This is a genomic window from Actinomadura meridiana (assembly GCF_039537545.1).
GTDB lineage: Bacteria > Actinomycetota > Actinomycetes > Streptosporangiales > Streptosporangiaceae > Spirillospora > Spirillospora meridiana.
The window spans coordinates 228,934-247,766 of the sequence record NZ_BAABAS010000001.1; the positions used below are offsets into that span (position 1 = coordinate 228,934).

The 18,833-nt window shown below is 70.6% G+C and carries 17 protein-coding genes; 16 read left to right on the forward strand and 1 reads right to left on the reverse strand.

The features are described 5' to 3' along the window. Nucleotides 1–11: 11 nt before the first annotated feature. The 16 genes from ABD808_RS01110 (at nt 12) to ABD808_RS01185 (ending at nt 17,285) form a co-directional block, all read left to right on the forward strand. Nucleotides 12–956: an ABC transporter permease gene (locus ABD808_RS01110; protein WP_344888067.1), complete on the forward strand. Its 945-nt coding sequence runs from the start codon at nt 12–14 to the stop codon at nt 954–956. Then, complete coding sequence (locus ABD808_RS01115) at nt 953–1,888, forward strand: ABC transporter permease (protein WP_344888069.1); 936 nt, start codon at nt 953–955, stop codon at nt 1,886–1,888. The genes ABD808_RS01110 and ABD808_RS01115 overlap by 4 nt, the downstream gene beginning before the upstream one ends. Beyond that, nucleotides 1,888–2,916: an ABC transporter ATP-binding protein gene (locus ABD808_RS01120; RefSeq protein WP_344888072.1), complete on the forward strand. Its 1,029-nt coding sequence runs from the start codon at nt 1,888–1,890 to the stop codon at nt 2,914–2,916. Before ABD808_RS01115 ends, ABD808_RS01120 begins: the two co-directional genes overlap by 1 nt. Further along, nucleotides 2,913–3,971, forward strand: a complete 1,059-nt coding sequence (locus ABD808_RS01125) for an ABC transporter ATP-binding protein (RefSeq protein ID WP_344888075.1) — start codon at nt 2,913–2,915, stop codon at nt 3,969–3,971. The genes ABD808_RS01120 and ABD808_RS01125 overlap by 4 nt, the downstream gene beginning before the upstream one ends. A 74-nt stretch (nt 3,972–4,045) precedes the next feature. Then, a complete protein-coding gene (locus ABD808_RS01130; protein ID WP_344888078.1) occupies nt 4,046–4,726 on the forward strand; it encodes a GntR family transcriptional regulator in 681 nt (226 codons plus the stop codon). Between the two features lie 71 nt (nt 4,727–4,797). Then, on the forward strand, nt 4,798–5,928 hold the full coding sequence (locus ABD808_RS01135) for a thiolase family protein (RefSeq protein WP_344888081.1): 1,131 nt from the start codon (nt 4,798–4,800) through the stop codon (nt 5,926–5,928). Between the two features lie 13 nt (nt 5,929–5,941). Further along, entirely contained in the window at nt 5,942–6,382 is a 441-nt protein-coding gene (locus ABD808_RS01140; RefSeq protein ID WP_344888084.1) for a Zn-ribbon domain-containing OB-fold protein, read from the forward strand. Between the two features lie 12 nt (nt 6,383–6,394). Beyond that, nucleotides 6,395–7,201 carry an enoyl-CoA hydratase/isomerase family protein gene (locus ABD808_RS01145; protein WP_344888087.1) on the forward strand — a complete coding sequence of 269 codons (807 nt, stop codon included), beginning with the start codon at nt 6,395–6,397 and terminating at the stop codon, nt 7,199–7,201. Continuing rightward, a complete protein-coding gene (locus ABD808_RS01150; protein ID WP_344888090.1) occupies nt 7,198–9,501 on the forward strand; it encodes a CaiB/BaiF CoA transferase family protein in 2,304 nt (767 codons plus the stop codon). Before ABD808_RS01145 ends, ABD808_RS01150 begins: the two co-directional genes overlap by 4 nt. Continuing rightward, nucleotides 9,498–10,670 (forward strand): thiolase domain-containing protein, encoded by a 1,173-nt coding sequence (locus ABD808_RS01155; RefSeq protein WP_344888093.1) that lies wholly within the window; start codon nt 9,498–9,500, stop codon nt 10,668–10,670. The genes ABD808_RS01150 and ABD808_RS01155 overlap by 4 nt, the downstream gene beginning before the upstream one ends. A gap of 53 nt (nt 10,671–10,723) precedes the next feature. Next, a complete protein-coding gene (locus ABD808_RS01160) occupies nt 10,724–11,170 on the forward strand; it encodes a Zn-ribbon domain-containing OB-fold protein (protein ID WP_344888095.1) in 447 nt (148 codons plus the stop codon). Beyond that, a complete protein-coding gene (locus tag ABD808_RS01165) occupies nt 11,167–12,558 on the forward strand; it encodes a 3-oxoacid CoA-transferase (protein WP_344888098.1) in 1,392 nt (463 codons plus the stop codon). Before ABD808_RS01160 ends, ABD808_RS01165 begins: the two co-directional genes overlap by 4 nt. 8 nt (nt 12,559–12,566) lie before the next feature. Then, nucleotides 12,567–14,057 (forward strand): amidase, encoded by a 1,491-nt coding sequence (locus ABD808_RS01170; RefSeq protein WP_344888101.1) that lies wholly within the window; start codon nt 12,567–12,569, stop codon nt 14,055–14,057. Then, a complete protein-coding gene (locus ABD808_RS01175; RefSeq protein ID WP_344888103.1) occupies nt 14,054–15,493 on the forward strand; it encodes an aldehyde dehydrogenase family protein in 1,440 nt (479 codons plus the stop codon). The genes ABD808_RS01170 and ABD808_RS01175 overlap by 4 nt, the downstream gene beginning before the upstream one ends. Then, on the forward strand, nt 15,490–16,536 hold the full coding sequence (locus ABD808_RS01180) for an Ldh family oxidoreductase (protein ID WP_344888106.1): 1,047 nt from the start codon (nt 15,490–15,492) through the stop codon (nt 16,534–16,536). Before ABD808_RS01175 ends, ABD808_RS01180 begins: the two co-directional genes overlap by 4 nt. Continuing rightward, nucleotides 16,533–17,285: an N-acyl homoserine lactonase family protein gene (locus tag ABD808_RS01185; RefSeq protein WP_344888109.1), complete on the forward strand. Its 753-nt coding sequence runs from the start codon at nt 16,533–16,535 to the stop codon at nt 17,283–17,285. The genes ABD808_RS01180 and ABD808_RS01185 overlap by 4 nt, the downstream gene beginning before the upstream one ends. Before the next feature lie 108 nt (nt 17,286–17,393). Here ABD808_RS01185 and ABD808_RS01190 read toward each other — a convergent pair whose 3' ends face one another. Further along, entirely contained in the window at nt 17,394–18,746 is a 1,353-nt protein-coding gene (locus ABD808_RS01190; protein ID WP_344888112.1) for an alpha-lytic protease prodomain-containing protein, read from the reverse strand. Between the last annotated feature and the right edge of the window lie 87 nt (nt 18,747–18,833).

The following is an 18,833-nucleotide window of genomic DNA, read 5'->3' on the forward strand; positions in this document are numbered from 1 at the left end:
GGAGGCTCAGGGTGCTGCGGCTGCTCTGCGTCCGACTCCTGGCGATGGTCCCCCTGCTGGTCATCGTCAGCTTCCTGATCTACAGCCTGATCGCGTTGGTGCCGGGCGGCCCGGAGGTGGCGCTGGCCGGGAGCAACCCGACGCCCGAGCGGATCGCGCAGATCCGCGCGGAACTCGGACTGGACGACCCCTTCCTCGTCCAGTACTGGCACTGGCTGACCGACGTCCTGCACGGTGACCTCGGCACCTCGTTCGTCGACCACCAGAGCGTCTGGTCGGCGGTCGTCGCCGGGTTCCCGGTCACGCTCTCGCTGGTCGGCCTCACCCTGCTCATCGCGGCGGTCGTGGGCCTCGCCCTCGGGCTCGCCGCGGGACTGCGGCCCGGCAGCTGGCTGGACCGGCTGTCGACCGTCACCGCGAGCGCGTTCATGGCGCTGCCCTACTTCTGGGTCGGCATGATGCTCGTGCTCGTCTTCGCCATCGAGATGCGGGCGCTCCCGGCGGTCGGCTACGTGCCGTTCTCGGACGGCCCGGTGGAGTGGCTCCAGCACCTCATCCTGCCCGCCGTCTCGCTCGCGACCGTGCCGACGGCGGTCGTCGCCCGGCAGACCCGCGCTGCGGTCACGTCGGTGATGCAGGAGGACTACATCCGCACGGCGAAGGCCAAGGGGCTCCGTCCGCGGCGGGTGGCCGTCAAACACGTCATGAAGAACGCCGCCGTCCCGGTGGTCACCGCGTTCGGCGTCGAGGCCAACCGGCTGATCGGGGCGACCGTCGTCATCGAGCAGCTGTTCGCGCTGCCGGGGGTCGGGAAGCTCGCGTACTTCTCGGTGTTCTCCCGCGACTTCCCGATGGTGCAGGGAATCCTGCTGATCACCGCGGTCCTGATCATGCTCGTCAACCTGGCGGTCGACCTGTCGTACGGCTACTTCAATCCGAAGGTCAGAATGTCATGACTCGAAGTGAGAGCGTGGACGTCCGCAAGAAGGTCGGGGCGGGGGCCGACGGTGCGCCCGCCGAGGACGGCGACGACCTCGCCGTACCCGTCGCGCATGGTCGCGGCGTCGTCCGCCGGTTCCGGTCCAACAGGTCGGCCGTCGTCGGTGTGGTGCTGCTGTTGCTGATCATCGTCGTGACGGCGGCGGCGCCCCTCATCGCCCCGTACGGGCCGGCGCAGGTCGACATCAGCGACCGCCTGTCCGGGCCGACGCCGGGACACTGGCTCGGCACCGACACGCTGGGCCGCGACACCCTCAGCCGCCTCATGTACGGCGGACGGGTGTCGCTCGCCGCCGGCGGGCTCGCCGTGCTGATCGCGACCGTTATCGGCCTTCCGCTCGGACTGGTCAGCGGCTACTTCGGCGGCGTGGTCGACTGGTTCCTCGACCGGGCGGCGGACGTGCTGATGTCGTTCCCCGCGATCGTCCTGACCATCGCCATCATCGCGGCGGTCGGACCCGGGCTCACGACGGCGATGGTGTCCCTCGGCATCGTGTACGCGCCGCGCATGTTCCGCGTGGTGCGCGGCAGCACGCTGGAGGTGCGGCGGGAGGTCTACATCGAGGCGTCCACCAGCATCGGGTCGCCGAGCCTGCTGATCCTGCGGAAACGGGTGCTGCCGAACATCATGCCCGCCGCGCTCGTCCAGCTGTCGTTCCTGCTGGCGTCCGCGCTGCTGGCCGAGGTGACGATCAGCCTGCTGGGCCTCGGCGCCCTGCCGCCGACCGCGAGCTGGGGCAGCATGCTCGGCCAGGCGTTCCAGGAGATGCGCAGCCAACCCTGGCTCGCCGTCTACCCCGGCATCGCCATCGCCATAGCGACCCTCTGCTTCAACCTCGTCGGCGACGGCCTGAGGGACGCCTTCGGCCGAGAGCAAAGGAAGGCCTGATGGGTGGGAAGAAAGGCGTGACGACGGAGAAGAAGGACGCGGCTGAGTTGCTGCGGATTGAGGATCTGCGCGTTGACTTCCTCACCGATCGGGGCTGGACGAACGTTGTCGCGGGTGTGTCGTTCGACGTCGGGCCCGGCGAGATCGTGGGGCTGGTCGGCGAGTCCGGGTCGGGGAAGAGCGTCACGAGCCTGTCGGTGTTGCGGTTGTTGCCGGAGTCCTATTCGCGGACGTCGTCCGGGCACATCCACTACCGGGGGCGCGACCTGATCAAGATGCCGCAGCGGGAGTTGCGGGACGTCCGCGGCAACGAGATCTCGATGATCTTCCAGGAGCCGATGACGAGCCTGAACCCCGCCTTCACCATCGGCGACCAGATCGCCGAGGTCTACCGGCGGCACAAGGGCGGGTCGCGGCGGGCCGCGTTCGCGCGGGCGGCGGAGATGCTCGACCTCGTCGGGATCCCGGACGCGAGCAGCCGAGTCAAGGACTACCCGCACGAGTTCTCCGGCGGGATGCGGCAGCGCGCCATGATCGCGATGGCGCTGGCCTGCGAGCCGAAGCTGCTCATCGCGGACGAACCGGCCACCGCGCTCGACGTGACGGTGCAGGCGCAGATCGTCGCGCTGCTGTCGCGGCTCCGCGACGAGACCGGATGCGGGATCCTGTTCATCACCCACGACCTCGGGCTGGTCGCCGAGCTGGCCGACCGGGTCGTGGTGATGTACGCGGGCGAGGTGGTCGAGACGGCGTCCGCGCTCGACCTGTACACCCGGCCGAAACATCCGTACACGGCGGGATTGCTGAGCGCCATGCCGCATCTCGGGGTGCGCGGGAAGGAGTTGCCCACGATTCCGGGCCGCACCCCCGAGCCGTGGCGGATGCCGGAGGGCTGCCGGTTCAGCCCCCGGTGCGGGCACACGAGCGAGGAGTGCGTGGCGGCCCCGCCCGCGCTCCGGATCGTCGAGGCGGGCCGCAGCAGCCGCTGTTGCCGAACCGAACAGCTGAACTTGGCAGGTTCCCCATGAGCGTCAAAGGGTCCGGCGCACCGTCGACCGAGGCGAAGGCGCCGTCCGAAACAGGGCCGCTCGTCGATGCGCGCGATGTCAGCGTGGTGTTCCGCAAGCGGCGGACGCTGGCGGCGGCGCGGCAGGTGCGCGCGGTCAACGACGTCACCTTCCACATCGACGAGGGCGAGACGTTCGGTCTGGTCGGCGAGTCCGGGTCGGGCAAGTCGACGACCGGGCGGGCGCTGCTGAAGCTGGTGCCGACGGTGGGCGGGTCGATCACGGTGGACGGGCACGACGTGACCCGGTTGCGCGGCGGCGAGCTGCGCAGGGCCCGGCGGAGCATGCAGATGGTGTTCCAGGACCCGTACTCCTCGCTGGACCCGTCGTCCACGGTGGCGGCGAGCATCGCCGAGCCGCTGCTCGTCCACGAGAAGCTGTCGGCGAAGGCGGCGCGCACGCGGGTGCACGAGCTGATCGAGATGGTCGGGCTCCGGGCCAGCTACGCCGAGCGGTATCCCTACGAGTTCTCCGGCGGGCAGCGCCAGCGTCTCGCCATCGCCCGCGCCATCGCGCTGAACCCGAAGTTCATCGTGTGCGACGAGGCGGTGTCGGCGCTGGACGTCTCCACCCAGAACCAGGTGATCAACCTGCTGGAGCGGCTGCGCGCGGAGTTCCGGCTGACGTACCTGTTCATCGCGCACGACCTGGCCATCGTGCGGCACATCTCGCACCGGGTCGGGGTGATGTACCTCGGCCGGATCGTCGAGTCGGGTCCGGCGGAACGGGTCTACAGCGCCCCGGCGCATCCGTACACGCAGGCGCTGCTGTCGGCGATCCCGGATCCGCGCCGCGAGTCGGAACGGATCGTCCTGGAGGGCGACCTCCCGGACCCGGCCAAGCCGCCGGTGGGATGCCCGTTCCAGACCCGGTGCGGGTTCGTGATGGACGTGTGCAGACAGAAGGTCCCGGAGCCCACGCCCGTCGAGGGCGGGGGAGAGGTGGCCTGCCACCTACAGACGACAGGTCCGACGCTGGCGGGCTCGCCGTTGAACGACCTGGTGCCGACCCGGTGAGACTCGCCCCACATTGACCGACATAAACTGGACGTCATAATCTGTACTATGTCAGACAAAAGCAAAGGACTGCCGTGACCGACCCGAAGCTCGACCTGATGATCGACCGCCCGGCCGAATCCGTACCGGAGATGGTCGTTCGCCGCATCCGCGACGCCATCGCCGCGGGGCTGCTCCCCCCAGGTCGTCAACTCACCGAGCGTGAACTCGTCGAACTGACCGGTGTGAGCCGGACGTCCGTGCGGGAGGCCATGCGGCACCTGCAAACCCTCGGCCTGGTGGAACCGTCGCCGAGCCGCGGCGTCCGCGTCGCGCGCCTGGGCAGCGCCGAGGTGCGCGAGATCTACGAGGTGCGGGACGCGCTGGAGCCCGCCGCCGCCGAGCTGTTCGTGCTGCGCGCGACCGACGAGGAAGTCGCCGCGCTCGTGGCGAAGGTCCAGCCGCACGCCTCCGGTGACGAGCGCCTTCAGGCGATATACGAGTTCGACGGGCTGCTCCTGGCGGGCGCGCGCAATTCGTTGCTGAAGTCGATGCTTGAGCCCCTGCACACGCGGATCCACGCGCTGCGCAGCCTGTCGGTGACCATTCCGGGCCGCCTTGAGTCGTCCATGCAGGAATACCTCGAACTCGCCGAGGCGATCGCCGCGCGCTCGCCCGAACGCGCGTCCGAGGCGTCACACCGTCACGTTCGGGCCGCCGCCAAGGCGGCGCTGAAGGCCGTGGAGAACCTGGAAAGAGAAAACCCCGAGTCCTAGGCCAACACGAAGTCCCACCTCATCATCGTGGCGCCAAGCCACGCCGACACGAGTGCGAGGGTGATATCGCCATGCCCACGAAAGACGTGGCAATCGTCGGCGTCGGGTCGTCGGATTTCGGACGCCTGTACGCGGACAAGAGTCGACCGAACGACGCCTACGAACTCGCCGCCGAGGCTTTCAGGGACGCCCTGGACGACTGCGGCGCCACGCAGCAGGACATCGACGGGCTTCTCTGCATCAACGTCAAGTACGGCCAGTTCGGTGAGACGGTCGGGCTGACCGGCCCGGACTTCGTCCACGATCTGGAGGGCACCGGCCGCATGAGCGGCGTCGCCCTCCAGGAGGCGTGCGCCCTGGTGCGCTCGGGCGTCGCCGACATGGTGGCCTGCGTCTACGCGACGAACGGACGCTCGGCGGGCCTGAAGTACGGCGGCGGCGACGCCGACCCCGCGGGCGCGTACGACGCCATGTACGGCATGACCTCCACCGGCGCGTACGTGTCGATGATGTACCAGCGGTACCGCGCCATGTACGGCGCCCCGGAGGACGCGCTGGCGCCGCTCGCCATCAACAACCGCGCCAACGGCGCCCGCAACCCGCTGGCGGTCTTCCAGAAGGAGATCGACCGGGACGAGTACCTCGCGTCGCGGTACATCTCCGAGCCGCTGCGCAAGCTGGACTACTGCATCATCAACGACGGCGCGGTCGCGTTCATCGTGACGTCCGCCGAACGCGCACGCGGGCTGCGCAAGAAGCCCGTACGGGTCGTGGCGACGGCTGGACGCGCCGAACTCAGCCGCAGCTACATCAGCCCCGACTTCTACTTCTCGACGGGCGCCGCCGTCGCCGAAAAACTGTACAAGAACGCCGGAATCGGGCCGGACGAGATCGACTGCATGCAGGTGTACGACAACTTCCTGCCGACGATCCTGTTCACCTTGGAAGGCTTCGGTCACGCGCCCCGAGGAAGCTCCTGGGAATGGGTGCGCGACGGCCGCATCGAACTCGACGGCGAACGGCCTCTCAACACGTCAGGCGGGCATACCAGCGAAAGCTACATGCAGGGTTTCGCGCTGCATGTGGAAGCGGTACGGCAACTGCGCGGCGAAGCCGGAGAGCGGCAGGTCAAGGATTGCAACACCGTGCAGTACATGTGCGTTTCGCCCATCGTGACCGCGCACATCTTCGCGGCCGACTAGAAGGGGTAAGCCGATGGACGTCGCGGCCTACGAGAAGCTTTTGCCGGACATCACCCCACGCAACAAGCCGTTCTGGGACGGTTGCGCCGAAGGCGAGCTCCGGTTGCAGCAGTGCTCGGACTGCGGCCGGTACCGCTTCCCGGACGCTCCCGTCTGCCCGCAGTGCCTTTCCAGCGCCGCCACCTGGCAGAAGGCGAGCGGCACCGGGACCATCTGGTCGTGGTGCACGATGCACCAGAAGTACTTCGCCGCCTTCGCCGACGAGGTCCCCTACCAGCTCGTGTACGTCCGGCTGACCGAGGGCCCGCTGGTCATCAGCGTCCTGGCGGACGAGCCGGACGGCGCTCCCGAGCCGCACCTCGACCAGCCCGTTCACGTGGTCTTCCGGCCGAACCCGGGCGGCCGGGCCATCCCGCAGTTCAGCACCGCCGACACGGTCACCGCAGGCAAGTGAGGTTGGAATCCCATGGACTCGATCGCTGATCACGACCTCATCCGCTACGAGGACCTGTCCGGTGGCGTCGCGCGCATCACGTTGAACCGGCCGGAGAAGCGGAACGCGATGAGCCGCGCCGCGCGCGCCGCCCTGATCGAGGTGCTGGACCGCTGCGAGGGACAGGCCAAGGTCATCGTCCTGACCGGCGCCGGACCCGCGTTCTGCGCGGGCGTCGACCTCAAGGAGGCCGGGGAGGAGGAGATCGACACCGACCGCCGGGGCGCGGGACGGCGGACGAGCTGGCTGGCCGTCCAGGAACGCATCCGGCAGCACTCGGCGATCATCATCGCGGCGGTCAACGGCTTCGCGCTCGGCGGCGGCCTGACGCTCATCAACTCCAGCGACCTCGCCATCGCCGCCGACGACGCGCCGATCGGGATGCCGGAGGTCGGCTTCGGCCTGTACCCGGGGCTCGCGGGCCCGTCCACGCAGCTCAGGCTGGGTGCCAAGCGCGCCGCCTGGATGGTGCTGACCGCCGACCGGATCACCGGCGCGACGGCGGCGGAGTGGGGCCTGGTGAACCTGGCCGTCCCGGCGGACGAGCTCCAGGACGCCGCGCTCGACCTGGCGCGCCGCGTCGGCCGGCACAACGGGGTGACGCTGGGGTGGGCGAAGCGCGCCCTGCACGAGATCCCCATGTACATCTCGGACTGGACGAAGGCGCTGGAGTACGGCGAGGACGTCCGGTACCAGATCAAGGCCCGCTCGGACGTGCTCGACGACGCGGCGGCGACGCACCGCAAGGCGGTCGGACGCGCGGGTGAAGGCACCCGATGAACGGTCGAACCCTCCGGGTGGTCGAACTCGCGGACGGTGTGGCGGGCCAGGTCTGCGGCCGCCTGTTCGCGGGCTTCGGGCACACCGTCACCAAGTGCGAGCCGCCCGGCGGCGATCCCACGCGGACGCGGGAGCCGGTCGACGCCGACGGCCTGAGCTACACGTTCGCGACCCTGAACGCCGACAAACGCGGCGTCCAACTCGACCCGGAAAGCCCGGACGGGCAGGCCCGCCTGGCGGAGCTGCTGGCGACCGCCGACATCCTGATCACCGACCTCGGCCCGGGCCAAGCGGCGCGGGCCGGGCTCTCACCCGACCACCTGCGTGCGGCCCATCCCCGGCTGGTCGTCGTCGCGATCACGACCTACGGCGCCGACGACGAACGCTCCGACTCCTACGGCGACAGCCTGCTTGCCGAAAGCTACGGCGGGCTGGCCGCGATGGTCGGCGAGGCCGACCGGGCCCCGCTCACCCTCGGCGGCGAGCAGGCCGCGCACGCCGCCGCGTTCGTCGGCTTCTACGGCGCGATGCTCGCGCTGCGGCGCCCCGGCGGCGACGTCGTGGACGTCGCGCTCGCCGACGTGGCCGCCTACATCGACTGGAAGAGCGACATCGTCTACGCGGCGACCGGCCTCATCCCCACGCGGACGGGCACGAGCACCGGACGCTGGCGGACGGTCCGCGCCGCCGACGGCTGGATCGGGGTCATCTTCACGCCCGAGCAGTGGGACGCCGTCGTCACGCTCATCGGCGATCCGGCGCTCGACGACCCCCGGCTGCGCGGCGACAAGGCGCGCTTCGAGCTGATGGACGAGTGGTGGCCCGCCGTCGAGCGGTGGGCCGCGAACCGTCCCAAGCGGGAGATCTACCGCGACGCGCAGCGTCTCGGCCTGCCGTTCGGCTACTGCGCCGACCTGGCCGATCTCGTCGCCGACCCGCAGTACCTGGCCCGGTCGTTCGTCTCGGACGGCGCCGCCGCGCTCGCCCCCGTCACGGGCCTGCCCTGGCGGTTCGGCTCCGCGCCGACCCTCGACGACGACGCTGGCGGGCACGTGCCCGAGCCGCGTCCGGTCGACGGCGTGGAGGCTGCCGCCGACCGGGCGCCGCTCGACGGAGTCGTCGTCCTGGACCTCGGCACCATCACCGCGGGCGCCGCCACCGGACGGCTCCTCGCCGACTACGGCGCCACCGTCATCAAGATCGAGTCGATGGGCCGTCCGGACGCCTTCCGCGTGTGGCCGGTGCCGACGGCGGGCGACGCCGAGGTCATCGAGGAGTCGCCGCTGTTCGAGTCGAACAACGCGGGCAAGTTCGGCATCACGCTCGACCTGAAGACCGAGGCGGGACGGGCGGAGATGCGGCGGCTCGTCGAGCGCGCCGACGCCCTGATCGAGAACTTCACGGTCGGGGTCACGCGGCGGCTCGGCATCGACTTCACGCGGCTGATCGAGGTCAACCCGCGCCTGATCTACCTGTCGCTGTCCAGCCAGGGACAGTCCGGCCCCGAGTCGGGCACCCGGTCCTACGGCTCCAGCCTCGACCTGCTGTCCGGGCTGGCGTCGCTGACGGGGTACGCGGGGGAACGGCCGATGTGGTCGTCGGCCGACATCAACTATCCCGACCAGCTCGTTTCGCTGTTCGGCGCCGGGATGATCGCCTACTGCCTCGCCCAGGACCTGCCGGGGACATATCTCGACGTGTCCCAGCGGGAGCTGGTGAGCTGGACGCTCGCCGACCGGATCATCGAGCACCTGGCCGTTGGGACCGTTCCAGAACCGGCCGGCAACCGGCGTCCGGGCAGCACCCCGCACGACGTCTACCGGTGCGCGGGCGACGACCAGTGGATCGCCGTCGCCTGCCACACCGACGCGGAACGCGCCGCCCTCGCCACGCTCATCGGCGCGGACGCGCTGGCGACCGAACCGGCCGCCTGGTGGGAGCGGAACCACCGGGAGGCGGACGCCGCCCTCGGCTCCTGGACGGTCCGCCGCACGAAACAGGACTGCCTGCGCGAGCTGACGGAGGCGGGCGTCCCGTCCGCCCCCGTCCAGTCGGCACGGGAACGCGCTGAGGACCCGCACTTCCGCGACCGCCGCGTCTTCATCGACGAACCCCGCAGGCAGAAGGGCTTCCCGCTGCGGCTGCTCGGCTACGAGCCGCCGCCGCCGAGCCCCGCCCCACAGCTCGGCCAGCACGACCCCGACCTACGCGATGGCCGTTGGCCGGACGCCGCCGCCGGGACCGCCGCGAGGCAGGTCCCCGCCAAGGTTCCGTCCCAGCGGCCGGGAGGAGCGCTATGAACGTCAACGACGCCGCCGTGATCATCGGGGCGTACGAACATCCGGGCCGGGAGCTGCCGGACAAGTCGCTCGCGCAGATCCACGCCGAGGTCGCGATCGGCGCCCTCGCCGACGCGGGCCTGACGCTCGACGACGTCGACGGCTACTTCTGCGGGCACGACGCCCCCGGCTACGGCGGCGGCTGGGTCTCGATGGCCGAGTACCTGGGGCTGACGAACCTCACCTACATGGACTCGACGGAGAGCGGCGGCGCCTCGCCGATCTACCACGTGTCGCACGCCATCGCGGCGATCGCGGCGGGCAAGTGCAACGTCGCGCTGATCACGCTCGCCGGCAAGCCGCGCACCGGCATCCAGCCCGGCGGGGGCGGCCCGGTCGCCCCGCAGGACAGCTTCGAGATGGGCATGTTCACCGGCGCCGGGCTGGTCAGCACCTACGCGCTGGCGGCCCGCCGCCACATGTACGAGTTCGGCACGACCAGCGAGCAGCTCGCCGAGATCAAGGTGGCCGCGACCAAGCACGCCTCGCACAACCCGAACGCCTTCCTCCAGAAGGTGCTGACGGTCGAGGACGTCGTGAACTCCCCGATGGTCGCCGACCCGCTGCACCGCGCCGACTGCTGCCTGGTCACCGACGGCGGCGGCGCCATCGTCGTGGTCAGCCGCGAGGTGGCCCGCACCCTGGACCGGCAGCCCGTGCGGATCATGGGCCAGGGCGAGGCGGCGAAGCTCACCAACGGCGGCAGGCTCGACCTGACGTACACGAGCGCCGTGTGGTCGGGGCCGCGGGCGTTCGAGCAAGCGGGCGTGACCGTGGACGACATCGACTACGTGTCGATCTATGACAGCTTCACCATCACCGTCCTGGAAATCCTTGAAGACCTCGGTTTCTGCGAGAAGGGGCAGGGCGGCCGCTTCGTCGAGGACGGCGCGCTCGTCGCCCCGCACGGCCGTCTCCCGTTCAACACCGACGGCGGCGGGCTGAGCAACAACCATCCGGGCCACCGGGGCGGCGTCACCAAGATCATCGAGGCGGTACGGCAGCTGCGGGGCGAGGCGAACCAGGGCGTCCAGGTGCCGGACTGCGAGATCGCCCTCGTGCACGGCAACGGCGGCGACCTCGGCACCCGGATGCGCAGCGCGACCATGATCCTTGGGAGGGACCTCTAATGAGCGAAGCGAACCGGGGGGCGCGGGGGGTCGTCCCCTCGCAGGGAGCAGGGATGAGCGAAGTCAGGAGCCCGGTGCTGCCCGCGGCCGCGCCGGTGGTCAACCCGGACACCGCGGAGTTCTGGAAGGCGACCGCGGAGGGGACGTTCCTCGGCCGCCGCTGCGGCGACTGCGAGGCGGCGATCTGGTATCCGCGTCCGATCTGCCCGTTCTGCCACAGCTCGAACACGCGGTGGGAGGAGTTCACCGGCCGGGGGGCCGTCTACTCCTACAGCGTCGTCCACCGGGCCGGGGGCGCGTGGAAGGGCGTCACGCCGTACGTCCTCGCGTACGTGGAGTTGGAGGAAGGCCCGCGCGTGATGACCAACATCGTCGACTGCGACGTCGACGCGGTCGCCATCGGGGACGCGGTCGAAGTGGTGTTCGAGGACACGGGGGAGGGCAGCGCGCTGCCACGTTTCCGTCCGGTGCAGAGTTCAGAGGAAGTTGGACAGGCATGACCATCAACAAGGTGTACGAGTCTCCGCAGGCCGCCGTCGCCGACGTCCCCGACGGCGCGAGCGTGTCGATCGCCGGGTTCGGCAAGACGCACAGCTTCCCGACGAGCCTCACCGTGGCGCTGCGCGAGCAGGGTGCCCGGCAGCTGTGCCTGGTCGCCAACTCGCTCGGCGAGGGCCAGTACCGGTCCATCAGTTTGGTGGAGAACCGCCAGGTCAACCGGTTGATCGTGTCGTTCTCGGCGCGGGCGGGCGAGGCGACGTCGGCGGCGGAGAAGCAGATCGCGGCAGGTGAGATCGAGGTCGAGCTGGTGCCGCAGGGCACCCTCGTCGAGCGGCTGCGCGCGGGCGGCGCCGGGATCGGCGCGTTCTTCACCCGCACCGCCGTCGGCACCAAGGTCGCCGAGGGCAAGGAGACCCGCGTGATCGACGGGGTCGAGCACGTCCTTGAGCAGGCACTGAAGGTCGACTACGCGTTCATCCGCGCCGCCCGCGCCGACCGGTTCGGCAACCTTGAGTTCGACGGCGTCGGACGCAACTTCATGCCCGCGTTCGCCAAGGGCGCCGAGATCACGATCGCCGAGGTCGACGAGATCGTGGACGGCGAGCTGCACCCCGAGCGGATCGGGCTGCCCGGCATCTTCGTCAGCCGCGTCGTCCGCAAGACGGTCGAGGTCCCGCACGACTTCCCGGTGGTCAGGGAGGGACGCGGCGCCGACAGCGCCCGCACCTACAACGGGAAGCAGGCGCTGACCCGGCGGCAGATGGCGGAGGTCGCGGCGGGGCTCGTGCCGAGCGGCAGCTACATGAACCTGGGCCTCGGCATCCCGACGCTGATCTCGGACTACATTTCCGGGCGCGACATCGTCCTGCACTCGGAGAACGGCGTCCTCGGGTACGGGACGATCGCGTCCAAGGACGACTACGACCCCGAGATCTACAACGCGGGCGGCCAGTACGTGCACCTGGAGAAGGGCGGGTCGTTCTTCGAGAGCGTGACGTCCTTCGAGATGGTGCGCGGCGGCAAGGTCGACTTCGTGGCGCTCGGCGCGTTCGAGGTGGACTCCGCCGCGAACCTCGCCAACTGGAGCACCCCGAAGATGGTCGGCGGCGGCATCGGCGGGGCCATGGACCTCGTCGCGGGCGACGTCAACGTGATGGTGCTGATGATGCACTGCGACTCCGCCGGACGGCCGAAGCTCGTCCGGAGCTGCGAGTACCCGCTGACGGGACGCGACTGCGTCAACATCGTCGTCACCGACCTGTGCGTGCTGCGCCGCGTCGGCGACGTCTTCAAGCTGGAGTACGTGGCGCCCGGGTTCACCGCGGACGAGGTCACCGCGCTCATCGACTTCGAGGTCGACGTCACCGACCACACCCCCGCGGCCTGAGGCCCGCCGTGTCGGATCTCGCTGGAATGAGCGCCGCCGAACTGGCGGCGGCGTACGCGGCGCGCGACGTCTCGCCGGTGGAGGCGACGCGCGCGGCGCTGACCGCGATCGAGGAGCGGGACGCCGAGCTGAACGCGTTCGTCCTGGTCGACGAGGACGCGGCGCTGCGGTCGGCGGCCGAGTCCGAGGCCCGCTGGGCGGCGGGGACGGCGCGCGGCCCGGCGGACGGCGTGCCCACCTCCGTCAAGGACCTCGAACGCACCCAGGGGTGGCCGACGCTGCGCGGCAGCCGCCTCGTCGACGAGTCGGGCCCGTGGCGGGAGGACTCGCCGAGCGTGGCCCGGCTCCGGGAGGCGGGCGCCGTTCTGATCGGCAAGACCACGACACCGGAGTTCGGCTGGAAGGGCGTCACCGACTCGCCGCGGACCGGGATCACACTGAACCCCTGGGACACGGCGCTGACGCCCGGCGGCTCCAGCGGCGGTTCGGCGGCGGCGGTCGCGGCCGGGATGGGCACGTGGTCGATCGGCACGGACGGCGGCGGCTCGATCCGGGTCCCCGCCGCGTTCACCGGCACGGTCGGCCTGAAACCGACCGGCGATCTCGTCTCGACGTATCCGCAGGGCAGCAACGGGCTGCTGTCGCACCGCGGGCCGATCACGCTGTCGGTGCTGGACGCCGCGATCCTGCTCGACGTGATCGGACGTCCCGACGGTCGTGACTGGGCGGCGCCCCCCGAAAGGGACGAGTCGTTCACGCTCGGCATCGAGTCCGGGGTCGCCGGGCTGTCGATCGGGTACTCGCCCGACCTCGGCTACGGCCGCACCGACCCGGAGGTCGCGGCGCTGGTCGCCGCGGCCGTCGGGGTGCTCGCCGACCTCGGCGCGCACGTGACCGAGGTCGCGCCGATGTTCGAGGATCCCATCGAGGCGTTCCAGACGCTGTGGTGCGCCGGGGCCGCGCGGACGCTCCGGCCCTACAGCCCCGAACAGCTCGACCTCGTCGACCCGGGGTTGCGGCAGTGCGCTGAGGAGGGCCGCGCGACCACCGCCGTGGAGTATCTCGACGCGATGGCGGTGTGCACCGACCTCGGGTTCCGGATGGGGCGGTTCCACCAGTCGTTCGACCTGCTGGTCACCCCGGCCGTGCCGACCGTCGCGTTCGAGGCGGGCCGCAACGGGCCAGTGCCTTGTGGGGGGACGACCCCCCACACCCCCCGGAACGGCCCGGGTCCACAACCGACGCACGTCTGGGCGTCGTGGACGCCCTACACCTATCCGTTCAACATGACCAGGCAACCGGCGCTGAGCGTGCCGTGCGGAGTCACGCCGTCCGGGCTTCCGGTCGGGCTCCAGATCGTGGGCCCGCGCCACCGCGACGGCCGCGTCCTGCGGGCGGGCCGCGCCTACGAGAAGCACACCGGCTGGTCGCCGGTCGCCGAGGCGTCGCGGACGCGGGCGGACGGGCCGCGGGCAGACGAGAGAGGACAGCAGACATGACCGACCTACCCACGGTCGCGAACCTGATCAACGGCGAGTGGCTGCGGAGCGACCATGAGCGCACCGTCCACCACAAGTTCACGGGGGAGCCGCTCGCGGTCGCCTACGACGCGACGCCCGCGATGGTCGCCGACGCCGTGACCGTCGCCCGCGAGGCGAGCCGCACCCCGCTGTCCCCGCCGAAGCGCTACGAGGTGCTGCGGGCGGTGTCGGACGCGATCGCGAAGAACCGCGAACAGCTCGCGCTCGACGTGGCCCGCGAGTCGGGGTTCAGCGTGAAGGACTGTCTCGGCGACACCGACCGGGCCGTCCAGACGATGCTGCTCTCCGCCGAGGAGGCCAAGCGGATCGACGGCGCCGTCGTCCCCATCCAGGCGGCGCCCGGGTTCGAGCACCGGTTGGCGTTCACGATCCGGCAGCCCGTCGGGGTGGTCGGCGCGATCACGCCGTTCAACTCGCCGCTGAACACCGTCGCGCACAAGATCGGGCCCGCGCTGGCGGCGGGCAACGCGGCGGTGGTCAAGCCGTCGCCGTTCACGCCGATCGCGGCGGCCGCGCTGTGCCGGATGCTGCTGGACGCGGGCCTGCCGCCCGGCCTGATCGGGCTGGTCCTCGGCCCCGGCGACCCGGTCGGGCGCGCGCTCGTCGACGACGAGCGCGTCGACTTCGTCACCTTCACCGGCAGCACCGCCGCGGGCAAGGCGATCTCCGCGCGGCTCGGCCTGCGGCGCGCGACGCTGGAGTGCGGCAACGTGTCCGCGACCATCGTGTGCCGGGACGCCGACATCGCGTCCGCCGCGAAGCAGTGCGCCCGGGGCTCGTTCCGCAAGTCGGGCCAGGTGTGCACCTCGGTGCAGCGCCTCTACGTCCACGCCGACGTGCTGGACGAGTTCCTCGCCGAACTGACCGCCGCGGCCGAGAAGTTCGTCCTCGGCGACCCGGAGGACCCGGCCACCGACATCGGCCCGATGATCAGCGAGGACGCCGCGAAGCGCGCCGAGGACTGGGTGCACGCCGCCGCCGACCAGGGCGCCAGGATCGTGACCGGCGGGACGCGCTCCGGCCCGGTCATGTCCCCGACCATCCTCGTGGACGTGCCGGGGGAGTCGCGGCTGCTCTGCGAGGAGGCGTTCGCGCCCATCGTGTCGGTCGTCCCGTTCGACGACTTCGACGCCGTTGTCGATGTCGTGAACGGCACCCCCTTCGGGCTCGCCGCGGGCATCTTCACCCGCGACATCGACACCGCCCTGGCCGCCACGCGCGAACTGCGGATGGGCGTCGTCGTGGTCAACTCGACGTCCAGCACCCGCGCCGACCTGATGCCCTACGGCGGAGTGAAGGACAGCGGGCAGGGGAAGGAGGGCCCGCACTACGCCGTCCGCGACATGACGGAGGAGCGGCTCGTCCTGATGGAGCCCATGGGCGGCGCGAAGTGACGACGCGGATCTCCGCCGACGACCTGCGGGACGCCGCCACGCGGATCTTCACCGCGTGCGGCGTGCCGCGGGACGACGCCCTGCTGGTCGCGGACAGCCTCGTCCAGGCCGACCTGTGGGGCCACCAGTCGCACGGGGTGCTGCGCGTCGGCTGGTACGTGGACCGCATCCGGTCGGGCGTCATGACCGGCGAGACGAAGGCCGAGATCGTGTCCGGCCGGGGCGCCGTAGCGACGTTGGACGGCCACGACGGCGTCGGCCAGATCGTCACGGCCCGCGCCGCGCACGAGGCCATCGACCGCGCCACCGAACACGGCGTCGGAGTCGTCGCCGTACGAAACTCCAACCATTTCGGCACCGCCGCGTACTTCACCAGAATGGCGCCGCCGCGCGGCTGCGTCGGCATCCTGACGACGAACTCCAGCCCGGCGATGGCGCCCTGGGGCGGACGCGGCAAGCTCGTCGGCAGCAACCCGTGGTCGATAGCCGCGCCCGTCGGCGGCGACCGCCAGATGGTGCTCGACATCGCCAACACCGGAGTCGCCCGAGGCAAGATCTACCTCGCCCGCAACAAGGGCGACGAGATCCCGGACGGATGGGCCGTCGCCGCCGACGGCTCACCCACCCGCGACCCGGCGACCGCGCTACTCGGCACGGTCCTGCCCATGGCAGAACACAAGGGATACGGCATCTCGGTAATGATGGACGTCCTGTCCGGAGTGCTGAGCGGAAGCGGCTTCGGCTCGGGCGTCAGCGGGCCCTACCAATCCGAGAAGCCAGGCCGCTCCGGACACCTCTATATGGCGCTCGACATCGCGTCGTTCAGCCCCGTGGCCGAGTTCGAGGAACGCATGGAGGCGCTGGTAGCCGAACTCAAGTCCGGCTCCCGTGAAGGCGAGGACGAGGTGCGCTACCCCGGTGAGATCGAGAGCCTGACCGAATCGGAGAACACCCGAGAAGGCATCCTCCTCCCCGAACGGACCATCGCCGACCTGCGCCGCGTCGCCCACGACCTCGGCGTCGACGTCCTGGAGGAGCGATGAGCGTCACCGTCAAGGCGATCCGCGTCGGGCGCTCCAAGAACGTTCCGCTGGCCGCCGCCGTCTACGGCTCCGCGAGTGACGAGTCCATCGACATCCACATGTTCATGTTCGTGATCGAGGCCGCCGGGACCCGCGTCGTCTTCGACACAGGCACCCTGGCGCCCGAATACGTCCGGGAACATCACCCGTACGCCTTCGTCCGCGCCCCGGAGGAACTGCCCGAGACCGCCCTGCGCGAATATGGCGTCGACCCCGACGACGTCGACTATGTGGTCAACAGCCACTTGCACTGGGACCACTGCTCCAACAACTCGCTGTTCCGGAACGCTCGAATCCTGGTGAACCGGCGCGAGCTTGAGTACGCGATGCACCCGCTGCCGCTGCACGAACGCGCCTACGAGAAACTGCCCGGCCTACAGGCGCCTTGGATGTCGGCCTGGGACCGAACCGAGGCGATCTCCCGGGAACAACAGATCTGCCCTGGCGTGAGCGTCGTCCCACTACCGGGCCATACTCCCGGCTCCCAGGGCGTCCTGGTCGAAACGGAAACCGGACGCTACCTGCTCGCCGGTGACGCGATCGGCGTCTACGAGAACTGGAACCCGTCCGACTGGCGCAAATGCATCGCGCCGACCATCCACACCAACCTCTTCGAGTGCTACGAGACTTTCGAGTTCGTCGCCGACCTCGGCTGCGAAGTGATCCCGAGCCACGACCACCGCGTTCTCGACAGCCCCCTGTTCCAGTAGAGAAGGGTCGGGCCCTCCCCCGGCGGCGATGCGAGGGGAGGGCCCGGGGAGCAACGCCCCGGCAGCGGTCCGGGGCGCCGTTTCACACGTGCCGGGTGATACCCGTCATCAGATCTGCTCCCACAGCGCCGGTACAGCGGCCGGGTTCCAGCCCTGCAAGGCCTGGTGGCCCTGGATGCACCGGTACTGGACGCCGTTGTAGGTCACGACGTCTCCGGTCGAGTACACGGTTCCGATGGCCCACGTGCCGGTCGGCGGGTCGCCACCGTCGTCGCCGCCACCGTCGTCCGGCGGGGTCCCGGTGTACAGGGTCAGGCCGTACACCTGGAGCAGCGGGTTGATCGGCTGGAAGAAGGTCGTGCCGCCACTGGTGCAGTCACCCGAACCGCCCGACGTCACGCCCTGCGCCTGCGTGCCCGCGATGTACGAGCCGCCCGAGTCACCGGGCTCGGCGCACACCGTCGTCTGGGTCACCCCGTAGATGGTGCCCTCCTTGTAGGTGACGCTGGTGTTGAGCTGCGTCACGTTCCCGCAGTGCCAGCCGCTCGTGGAGCCGGAGCGGCAGACCGGCTGCCCCGGCTGCGCCACGGTGGAACCTTCCACGGCCCTGTCGGCGACCGAGCCGTAGCCGTTCACGCGGGCGGTCGGCTTCCAGTTGCTGTTCGCCGCGACCCAGGCGTAGTCGTTGCCCGGGAACGTCGACGCCTGGAAGCTGCCCAGCGCGACCTGGTTGTACCCGCTGACGGACGTGCCCGCCCGGCCGCAGTGCCCGGCCGTCGCGAACCCGACCGTGGAACCCCGGGTCACGGGGAAGCCGATCGAGCAGCGTCCGCCCATGTAGTAGGCGTCGCCGCCGCGCAGGTCGTAGAACGTCCGCGGCTTCATGCTGGAACGCCGCACGGTCACCTGGCCGAGGCTGACCCCGGCCGCCTTCGCGAAGGCACGCGCCTTGGCGGGCGCCGAACTCAGGAGCACGACCTTGTTGCTGCGGACGTCCACGTACCACACCGGAGTGTGGGACGGAGCGCTCTGCCGCGTGGCACGGTCCAGCTTGGCCTTGGCGGCGTCCAGCTGGGCGAGGCTGTACCTGACGACTTCAGCCTTGGCGCCGAAGGAAGCGATCTGGGAGGCCTTGGCGGGGTTGGTGGTGGCGACATGTAGCGTTCCACCGGTCTTGCCGGTGACGTAGCTGCCGCCATAGCTGCCGGCGAGCCGGTTCTGGAGCTTCCCGGCGGCGGCGCCGGTGTTCACCTGGTTGGCGAGCGCCTCCTTCACCTGGGCCTGGTTGAGGCCGAGGTCGCGCTGCATCGCCTTCAGCATCGCCGCGGGCAGGTTCGCCGCGTGTGCCGCCGAGTAGGGCTGGGGGCTGGGTTGCTGGGCCGTCGCGATGCCCTGCGTGCCGGCGAGGCCCAGGACGCCGACGGCAAGGACGGCGACCCGAAGGCCGCGTCTGTGAGACATGGTCTCTCCTCATGTGGGGGTAGCGGCAAAGGTAAATGCCTTCACACAGGCGAGAAAGCCTTGCCATGACCATGTTCTGGCGAGTTG